The 9,365-nt window shown below is 41.0% G+C and carries 9 protein-coding genes; 5 read left to right on the top strand and 4 right to left on the bottom strand.

Annotated features, from left to right (window positions below; translation table 11 throughout):
- Positions 1–311: 311 nt before the first annotated feature.
- From ACNQO6_RS17830 to ACNQO6_RS17815, 4 genes are all read right to left on the bottom strand, one after another.
- Positions 312–869, bottom strand: coding sequence for a peptidylprolyl isomerase (locus tag ACNQO6_RS17830; RefSeq protein WP_440209827.1), 558 nt, complete (start codon positions 867–869; stop codon positions 312–314).
- 142 nt (positions 870–1,011) lie between these two features.
- The gene (locus ACNQO6_RS17825) at positions 1,012–2,082 is read right to left on the bottom strand and encodes an alpha/beta hydrolase (RefSeq protein WP_032871448.1); all 1,071 of its coding nucleotides are present in this window, start codon (positions 2,080–2,082) and stop codon (positions 1,012–1,014) included.
- A 358-nt stretch (positions 2,083–2,440) separates the two neighbouring features.
- The gene (locus tag ACNQO6_RS17820; RefSeq protein WP_005281513.1) at positions 2,441–2,677 is read right to left on the bottom strand and encodes a hypothetical protein; all 237 of its coding nucleotides are present in this window, start codon (positions 2,675–2,677) and stop codon (positions 2,441–2,443) included.
- A gap of 387 nt (positions 2,678–3,064) precedes the next feature.
- A complete protein-coding gene (locus ACNQO6_RS17815) occupies positions 3,065–3,919 on the bottom strand; it encodes an MBL fold metallo-hydrolase (RefSeq protein WP_440209826.1) in 855 nt (284 codons plus the stop codon).
- A gap of 107 nt (positions 3,920–4,026) precedes the next feature.
- Between ACNQO6_RS17815 and ACNQO6_RS17810 the strand changes: the two genes are divergently transcribed.
- The 5 genes from ACNQO6_RS17810 (at position 4,027) to ACNQO6_RS17790 (ending at position 9,239) form a co-directional block, all read left to right on the top strand.
- On the top strand, positions 4,027–4,920 hold the full coding sequence (locus ACNQO6_RS17810) for a LysR family transcriptional regulator (protein ID WP_150957395.1): 894 nt from the start codon (positions 4,027–4,029) through the stop codon (positions 4,918–4,920).
- Between the two features lie 159 nt (positions 4,921–5,079).
- Entirely contained in the window at positions 5,080–5,625 is a 546-nt protein-coding gene (gene grpE / locus ACNQO6_RS17805; protein WP_005228204.1) for a nucleotide exchange factor GrpE, read from the top strand.
- Positions 5,626–5,777: 152 nt separating this feature from the next.
- Positions 5,778–7,724 carry a molecular chaperone DnaK gene (gene dnaK / locus ACNQO6_RS17800; protein WP_009506244.1) on the top strand — a complete coding sequence of 649 codons (1,947 nt, stop codon included), beginning with the start codon at positions 5,778–5,780 and terminating at the stop codon, positions 7,722–7,724.
- 193 nt (positions 7,725–7,917) lie between these two features.
- Positions 7,918–8,334: a hypothetical protein gene (locus ACNQO6_RS17795; protein WP_440209825.1), complete on the top strand. Its 417-nt coding sequence runs from the start codon at positions 7,918–7,920 to the stop codon at positions 8,332–8,334.
- Entirely contained in the window at positions 8,331–9,239 is a 909-nt protein-coding gene (locus tag ACNQO6_RS17790; protein ID WP_440209824.1) for a matrixin family metalloprotease, read from the top strand. Before ACNQO6_RS17795 ends, ACNQO6_RS17790 begins: the two co-directional genes overlap by 4 nt.
- Positions 9,240–9,365 lie beyond the last annotated feature (126 nt).

Here is a 9,365-nt window from a genome sequence, read left to right as displayed (position 1 = left end):
ATCGATCAACCAGTAAAAATCCACACAAGTTGTTCTTCTATTCTCTTAATGATCTCTTTATCGCCTCGTCAGCGATAAATAAAACGCAATAAATATTTAACAACTTAACCGTTAAAGCTAAGTTATTTTTGCTTCATTGCGTCGGGATGTGTGCATTATAGGAGATTTTTTTTAGTGTGCAAGCTTTTTTAAACCCTTGTTTTATTGAGTGTTCTTTTTTTACACACAAACATGCATGTATTTTAAGCAAATTTCTTGTAACCACATAAATTTAAAGCAGAAATATTTTATTCATATTTCTGCTTTGCTTTTTACTTCTTGTTCTTTATCTGAACACTGATAATTTTAACGGGCTGTTTAGGCACATTTTGATGCATTCCATAGTTACCAGTCGGAACACTCACGATCTTGTCAACAATATCCATGCCCTTAGTGACCTTACCAAAAACGGCGTAGCCTGCATCCATCGCTGATTTGTTTAAAAAGTTATTATCCGCCACATTAATGAAGAACTGACTGCTTGCAGAGTTCGGATCACTGGTACGCGCCATGGCTAAAGTACCCCGGGAATTCTTTAATCCATTACTTGCTTCATTCACAATCGGCGCTTTCGTACTTTTCTCAACCATGTTGGCTTCTAGTCCACCACCTTGCACCATGAAACCAGGAATCACGCGATGAAAGATTGTGCCTGTATAGAAGTTACTTTTTACGTAGCTTTCAAAGTTCTTTGCTGAAATTGGTGCTTTATCATCAAATAGCTCAATTTCAATATTCCCCATACTGGTTTTCATATCAACCATGGTATTTGCAAATAAATGACCGCTTGCCAAAATTAAACTTGTTGTCATGAACAACTTTTTCATCATTGCTTTTCTCAGCTTGGAAATAGACGTGTTGTGGATCTTCATCTTAATTTTGCAAAACTGTTTTTGCTATTTCTATTTGTTACCTGAAACAAAGCGCCGATGTTTCACGTGAAACATCGGCGCTTGGTAATTAACTCGATAATCAACTGTGTTTATCCCAGAACTTTCTAAAGTTCTTCGCCACCTCAATGGTATTACGTTTTGCCTTACTTGAGACGGGGGTCAAATTGATAAAACCATGGGTTTGATCTGGATAATCGACATATTGGACTTTAACACCATTTTGTCTGAGTTTATGACTATAGATGGCACCTTCATCATGCAGCAGGTCATGACCAGCCGTGATCACATACGCGGGGGCAAGCTTTTTAAGACTGCCATACGTTGGTGAAATTAATGGATCATCCAGAGCTACATTTTGCTGGGTTGCATAATAGTCTGTTACATAATCCACATCTTTACTGGTGAGGACCAGACCTTCACCATACGCATAGAAGGAAGGATGTCTGCTTTTAAAATCAACCACAGGATAAATCAGTAACTGTGCCTGTGGCGCATAAGATTTGCCGACGGCGTGTTGAGCCACTACCGTACTGATATTTCCACCGGCACTGTCTCCGGCAACGGCAATACGGTTTTTATAGATTTTCAATTGACGGCGGTTTTGATAAACCCATGCCAACGCATCTTCACATGATTTTATCAATAACTGCGGTGAAGCTTCAGGTGCCAGCGGATAATCAATACTTAAAACCTGTACTTTGGCATGCTTGGCAATCAGACGACAGGCTTCATCGTGCGTATCCAGACCGCCAACAACGAAGCCTCCTCCGTGATAAAACACCAGCATCGGCAATTTTTTATTGGGTGCCGGATGATAATGGCGAGCGAAGACCGTGCCGCTTTGGAGCGGTAAACGAATATCTTCAACCGATTCAATCGAAGTGGGTTTATTGAGAATCGCCAACATTTGCGCATCAAACTGACGACGGGAGTCAATCGGATCGTCACCGATAAAACCGATACGGCCTTGCTTGATCTGAACAGCCATCAAACACTTGGTAAATGCATCTAAATCTGGATATTGATGAGGATAGCCTAAAAGCTTGGCCAGAGATTCTTGTACAATTTTGGGCAGCTTATCGAGCGCTCGTGCAGCAGGGCCTTGTCCTTTATCTAACAGTGTTTGTATTTTTGGAGGTAATGCTGTCACTTCTGTCCCCTTTTCTCGCTCTGTCCATCATTGTTGTTGTCTTCGACTATATGCTTTTATAAAGTCTTAGATCAAGTTCAAGATTTGAAATAAGTCGTACGCTAAAGGGCTATTGCTAAAAAGTCATTAACCATAGTGCTTATTCACAGCTACTTTTTATGTCAATTCAATGCTGTTTTAAGCTTTTATTGTCAAACTATAAAACTAGAGCTAACCGGTTAGCTCTAGTTTTATATCACTTTAAAAGTGTCATTTTTATGAGTAAGTTAGCTTCGCGTTATGTATAGCAGTACATGAATAAGATTAAATGCGGCATCTGTTGTTCAATCTTATGCGAAGCGAACTTAACAATAAAAAATTATTGCGCGCCGGCACCTGCTGAACCTGATACAGAGCCTGAAACGTCAGCAGAAGCACCACCTGGTTGAACATCGACTGATGAACCCGCTTCTACACCAACGCCACCTTGAACGCCTGCTGGGCTTGCACTTGTTTGAGCTGAACCAGAAGCATCCAAACCAGCTTGAGACGAGCAACCTACAGCTGTTAATGCAACACCAGCTACAACTGCAGAAATCAATGCTAACTTTTTCATTTCGTATTTCCTTTCATTATGACAAAAAGCAAAGTTGTCTTTGCGATGCCTATCATTCACAATTTTTTTCACGGACGTGATGAGGATTAGTTGCAGTTTGTTATGTAAGCCGCATTGTTTTGCAATTTTTCTTAAAGCAACTCATTGCTTAATTCACGTATTCTCTCAACCTTCGGCAAACGCTAAGCATTTATCAATACAGCACTTTCAGGGATTTTTACTGTCATAGAAAATGAAAAAAGCCGTTATCTTATTTTTTTATAATTCATAGAAACACAGCACAACCGTCCTAAAAGATTACAATTAAGTAATTATGATTAAAAATAAATGTAGCAGATATAAAAAAACCGTGCATTTTCATCACGGTTTTCATTGATTAGCCCATAATTAAGGCCATTTCATCTCGCCTTTCACGACTTTGGCGCCAAGTTCCAGACTACTCGACTCACCTAACGCTGGATATTGCGTTTGCATCTTTTTCACCAGCTCAGCCGAGTTCTTTGTACTTTTCACAGCTTTCTCATATTGCTTCAAATAATCAATCGAGAAATTCACCGCCTCTAGACCTTGTGCCGCTCCTGCTTTCATATGGGCAGGTACCACTACTTTCGGGTTGAGTGCCTTAATACTTTCTAAAGCCTGAACCACTTCAGCACGATCTTTGACTGTCGGGGTATCGGCTGTCCACAAATGAATACCCGAAGATACCGGAATACCACCAACGACAGCTTTCGCACTCGGAATCCATAAATAAGTCAGTTCTTTTTTACCTTTAATCTCGATATCCTGATTTTCGAGTTTTAAAGTCTTCGCGCTATACGCTTGTGGCACAATAATTTGACTTGGTGCATTGGCGCCCATTTTTGGTCCCCAATATGCAACTTTCAAGGCTTGTGTATCCTGAATATGTTTCACCGTTTCTGGTGTCGCAATGATCTGAACATTCGGGAAGTACTGTTTAAATACGTCTAAGCCAAAATAGAAATCTGGATCGCCATAGCTGACAAAAATAGTTTTTAAGGTCTTACCGCTATCCAAGATGTCGGCAGCAATACGCAATGCTTCTGATTTAGAAAATTGCGCATTGACCAGTAAAACTTCTTTATCCCCTTCAATTAGAGTTGAAGTTACGCCAAAATGGTCAGGTTGAGCCAGAAAATTCTGGATTTTTAAATCTTGTGCAAATGCAGCAGATGTTGCTGCTAAAGCTGATAAAGCAAGGATGTAAGGTTTGGTATTCATCTTATCGTCTCCAATCTGATAAAGAACACTTTAAATTGCAATTATTGCTGAAGAAACACTCTAAACTAAGATAAAATGTTGCATATCTTGCAACAATGATAATAAACATGGATACCTTAAAAGCCATTCAAGTCTTTGTCTGTATTGCGCAGCAAGGCAATCTGAGTAAAGCAGCCGAGCATCTGGATTATTCCAAAGCCATGGTGTCCCGTTATCTGGAACATCTTGAGCAGACATTTTCAACCCGGTTATTTCAACGTAATACCCGTAAGGTGTCGCTCACCCCCGCTGGTGAAAAAGCGCTGGTGTATTGTGAGAATATTTTACAGCAACAACAGTTACTGGAAGGTTTGGCTGCGCCCGAACAACATAACGGCACCATCCGTTTTACCTGTGGTCTGTTTCTGTTTCAGCTTGGTGTCAATGAATGTATTAAACAATTTAAAAAGCGCTATCCCCAGATCCATTTTGATGTGTATTTAACAGAGAATACCGTTGACCTCATCGATGCACATGTCGATCTGGCTTTGCGTATTACCCAAAAAGTGGCTGATGGATTAATTGCACGGCCGGTCTGCCAGATTGAATCAACCTTTTGCGCACATCCTCATTATTTACAAGACCACACGCCCCTGTCGCATCCCAGTCAGCTGATTCAGCATGACTGTATTGCGCATCATACTCATAACCAGTACTGGACCTTGTTTGATACAGATCAGCAACCCCAGAACTATCCATTAAATGTTACGTTTAAAAGCAATGATGTGATTGCGCTTTATCAGATGTGTCTTAAAGCTGAGGGCATTGCCATGCTCCCGACCTTACTGGTACGCAAGGACATCGCCCAGCAGCGTTTGCAACAGGTATTTACAGATTTTTCTGCACCTGACCTGACCTTGTCGCTGGTCTATGCGTCAAGGCAACATTTACCCAAAATCACCCAAGAATTTATTGCTTTTGTGATTGAAAACCTGAATTTTTACTTAAATCAGCAAAATTAAAAGATTTAAATTGACCTGAGCGCTTGAATTTTGTCGGCTTGCCCATACTTCATCCCTATCAATGAATGACCAAGATGTGGCAGTTCGGGTTTAACCCTAAGAGCATTCACGCCAAAAGGACTGTACATGTTTAAGAACTTTTTTCAACGGAGATCATCAATGGCTAATGAGCACAATGAGCAAGCTCAAGACATTCAAAATGAGCAACAGACTGAACAAACTCAAGCTGAAGGTGTAGAGCAGGCAAACGAGCTTAGCGTTGAAGATTTACAAGCGCAAATCACTAAACTTGAAGAAAGCCTGAAACTGGAAAAAGCACGTACTGCCAATGCGGTTTATGAAGCGCAGAAAAGTGTAGAGCGTATTCAACGTGAATCTGAAAAGCATAAAGATACCGTGCTTGAGAAGTTCGCAAAAGAATTGCTCGATTCTGTCGATAACCTCGAGCGTGCAATTCAGGCAGCTGGCGAAGAAGAAACACCGGTACTTGAAGGCGTTAAGCTGACTTTGAAATCATTATTGACCACGCTTGAGAAGTTTGGCGTAGTCGAAGCAGACACCCAAAATGGTTTCAATGCAGATTTACACCAGGCGGTAGGGATTGATCCAAATGCCCAAGCCAACCAAATCGGCACTGTTTTACAGAAAGGCTATACCTTAAATGGTCGCCTACTCCGCCCTGCAATGGTGATGGTGGGCCAATAATCCCGATGGGCAGAGCATTTATTTGCTCAAAAATGCAGAAATTTGAGAGTTTTTTGATTTTTTTTCATAAAAATGCTTGAAAAAAACCGATTGACTCTCATATCGAATAACAAGCAAAAACATTGCAACAAAATTTTAGAGGAACACAATCAATGGCAAAAATTATTGGTATTGACTTAGGTACTACCAACTCATGTGTTGCTGTACTTGAAGGCGATAAAGTAAAAGTAATCGAAAACGCTGAAGGCGCACGTACCACTCCATCGATCATCGCTTATAAAGATGGCGAGATCCTGGTGGGTCAAAGCGCGAAACGCCAAGCGGTAACCAACCCGAAAAATACATTATTCGCGATCAAGCGTTTAATTGGTCGTCGTTATGAAGATCAGGCAGTACAAAAAGACATCGGTCTTGTACCTTACAAAATCATCAAAGCAGACAATGGCGATGCTTGGGTTGAAGTTAACGATAAAAAATTGGCACCTCAACAGATCTCTGCTGAAATCTTGAAAAAGATGAAAAAAACTGCAGAAGACTATTTAGGTGAAACAGTTACTGAAGCAGTGATTACTGTTCCTGCTTACTTTAACGATGCGCAACGTCAAGCAACTAAAGATGCGGGTAAAATCGCTGGTTTAGACGTTAAACGTATCATTAACGAACCAACTGCTGCGGCACTTGCGTTCGGTATGGACAAAAAAGAAGGCGACCGTAAAGTTGCAGTTTACGACTTAGGTGGTGGTACTTTTGACGTATCAATCATTGAAATCGCAGACCTTGATGGCGACCAGCAAATTGAAGTGTTATCAACCAATGGTGATACTTTCCTTGGTGGTGAAGACTTTGATAACGCGTTAATTGAATTCCTGGTTGAAGAATTCAAGAAAGAACAAAGTGTGAACCTGAAAAATGATCCACTTGCGTTACAACGTTTGAAAGAAGCTGCTGAAAAAGCAAAAATCGAGCTTTCTTCATCGAATGCAACTGAAATCAACCTTCCATATATCACGGCTGATGCAACTGGTCCTAAACACTTAGTGATCAACGTAACGCGTGCAAAACTTGAAGGTTTGGTTGCTGACCTAGTTGCTCGTACGATTGAGCCTTGCCGTATTGCACTTAAAGATGCGGGTCTTTCGACTTCTGACATCTCTGACGTAATCTTGGTTGGTGGTCAGTCTCGTATGCCACTTGTACAACAAAAAGTACAAGAATTCTTCGGTAAAGAGCCACGTAAAGACGTGAACCCTGACGAAGCAGTTGCAATCGGTGCAGCAATTCAAGGTGCAGTGTTGTCTGGTGACAAAACTGACGTGCTTTTATTAGACGTAACACCGTTAACTTTAGGTATCGAAACAATGGGCGGCGTATTGACTCCGATCATTGAGAAAAACACCACGATTCCTGCGAAGAAATCACAAGTGTTCTCTACCGCTGCTGACAACCAGCCTGCAGTAGACATTTCGGTTTACCAAGGTGAACGTAAAATGGCTCAACAAAACAAATTGTTGGGTAACTTCCAGTTAGGCGATATCCCACCTGCTCCACGTGGCGTACCGCAAATTGAAGTATCGTTCGACATCAACGCTGACGGTATCTTGAAAGTATCAGCGAAAGATAAGAGCACAGGTAAAGAGCAATCAATCCAGATTAAAGCAAACTCAGGTTTGTCTGATGCTGAAATCGAAGCAATGATCAAAGATGCTGAAGCGAATGCAGAAGAAGACCGTAAGTTTGAAGAACTTGCAAAAGCGCGTAACGAAGCTGATGCATTAATTTCAAGCTCGAACAAAGCCGTGAAAGATCTTGGTGATAAAGTCACTGAAGATGAAAAAACAGCTGTAAGCACTGCCGTTTCTGAACTTGAAGCAGCAACTAAAGAAAATGATGTTGAAGACATCAAAGCGAAAACTGAAGCTTTGCAAAACATCTTGATGCCAATTACACAACGTGCTTATGAACAAGCACAAGGTGCAGCTGGCGGCGCGGAAGGTTTTGATCCAAATGCATTCCAAGGTGGCGATGCGGGTCAACAACAAAAAGCGGACGATGGCGTTGTAGATGCTGAGTTCACAGAAGTAAAAGATGACAAAAAATAATTTGTCTCTTTAAAAAAAAACCGCGCGTAAGCGCGGTTTTTTATTTTAAATATCTACTTTTTGAGCCAAATCATAGGCATGCATGTGCTATCAACCGCTTATTTCTCCCTTCCGCAAATACGTACAACAATTTAAGGAACTGAATTCTTTTTATGTATAATTCAGGCAATTAAAAAATCCTTCAGCACTAAAAATGAAAAATGATCCTATCCTTAGCAAATCCAAATTTAGACTGTTATTAAGTGCTTCACTGCTTTGTATTGGTTTAGGCACAATCCTGGATGCCTATGATCAACGCTCTGTTGCCGTAGCGGAATTACTGGCAACCGAACCCCAAAACTGGGAAATTCTGCTTTCAGGCCTAGCCTCAATCATTGCTGTGATCATGTTAGCGGGTTTATTTTTCTTTAAGCCATGGGCAAGAACTTTATATCTGTATAGCTATTTCCCCTTTCTACTGCTTTATCTATTGCCAGGTTTTTCCTGGACATTCATATCGGGTCTGGGTGCTATTTTTTATGAAATGGGCAATATTTTCGCGACACTGATCTGGGGAATTCTCCTGCTCCCGAGCCTGTATCAATCTTTATTCTGCACACCTGAACAATGAAGCATCTCCTCGTTGTTACATTGGCAATGTTTCTGTTCTGGTCGGGTTATCAAACCTACCAACACCCGCAGCTTAAATTTAACTCACTGACCGATCGTATCAGCAAACCCTTTGATACACGGCTTCGCTATCGTATTGCTGAGGTGGATCCACGTTTTAAGCTCAGCCTTGAGCAAGTGCAGGCGATCAGTGAGCAAGCCGCACAGATCTGGAAAGACGGTACAGGACAGGATTATCTGGTTTATGATCCAAAGGCCGAGCTGGCAATACATCTCATTTATGATGAACGTCAAATCGAGAGTGAACAACGTCGGGAACATTTAAGCCAGCTTGAATCCAATCAGCAACGCTGGCGAGAGAAAAAGAAATCCTTAGATCAGACTGAACAGGAAATTCTTCAAAGCCGGCAATTTTTAGGCTTAAAACAGCAACAATTAAATCAGCAAATCCAGACCTATCAGCAAAAACAGCAACAGGCTCGGCAAAATCCGGCGGTATTCGCCAATCCTGATGATCTTCAACAGCGACAACAGGCTTTGCAGCAAAATGTACAGTCGCTTAAACAGGAAATTGACCAGTATAATCAGAAGATTCAGCAGCTCAATCAGCAAGTAGATGAGCTTAATGCACTTGACCAGCAATTGAATGTATCCGTTGACCAATATAAACAACGTTTTAAACCACATTTATTCCATAAAGGCCTATTTAATGGCAAACAGATTCTGATTTATGAATTTGAATCTGAGGATGATCTACGTTTAACCCTGGCACATGAATTCGGCCATGCCTTAGGCCTACAACATACTGATGATCCACATGCATTGATGCATCCGATTATGAGAGATCAGGATAGAGCGCATTTTCGCCTTACTGAAGCAGATTTAAGTCTGTTAAAGGCCAGATAAGTAGAGAAAATAAAAACCTTCCAGAATGAGCGATCATTCACATTCTGCGCAAAATACACCTCGACATTAAATGTCACAAAGCAGCAATTTTTTATCAAAAATTAGGAAAAATTGCCAATTTATCAA

It is taken from the genome of Acinetobacter calcoaceticus, assembly GCF_051947995.1.
In the GTDB taxonomy this organism is placed as follows: domain Bacteria; phylum Pseudomonadota; class Gammaproteobacteria; order Pseudomonadales; family Moraxellaceae; genus Acinetobacter.
Note: the sequence above shows the minus strand (reverse complement) of the source record. Positions and strands in the feature narration are given on the sequence as shown.

What these genes read in the sequence shown, in the direction of transcription:
- ACNQO6_RS17830 (WP_440209827.1), bottom strand. Translation starts at nt 869, where the DNA reads ATGATGAAAAAGTTGTTCATGACAACAAGTTTAATTTTGGCAAGCGGT.
- ACNQO6_RS17820 (WP_005281513.1), bottom strand. Translation starts at nt 2,677, where the DNA reads ATGAAAAAGTTAGCATTGATTTCTGCAGTTGTAGCTGGTGTTGCATTA.
- ACNQO6_RS17815 (WP_440209826.1), bottom strand. Translation starts at nt 3,919, where the DNA reads ATGAATACCAAACCTTACATCCTTGCTTTATCAGCTTTAGCAGCAACA.
- ACNQO6_RS17810 (WP_150957395.1), top strand. Translation starts at nt 4,027, where the DNA reads ATGGATACCTTAAAAGCCATTCAAGTCTTTGTCTGTATTGCGCAGCAA.
- grpE (WP_005228204.1), top strand. Translation starts at nt 5,080, where the DNA reads ATGGCTAATGAGCACAATGAGCAAGCTCAAGACATTCAAAATGAGCAA.
- dnaK (WP_009506244.1), top strand. Translation starts at nt 5,778, where the DNA reads ATGGCAAAAATTATTGGTATTGACTTAGGTACTACCAACTCATGTGTT.
- ACNQO6_RS17795 (WP_440209825.1), top strand. Translation starts at nt 7,918, where the DNA reads ATGAAAAATGATCCTATCCTTAGCAAATCCAAATTTAGACTGTTATTA.
- ACNQO6_RS17790 (WP_440209824.1), top strand. Translation starts at nt 8,331, where the DNA reads ATGAAGCATCTCCTCGTTGTTACATTGGCAATGTTTCTGTTCTGGTCG.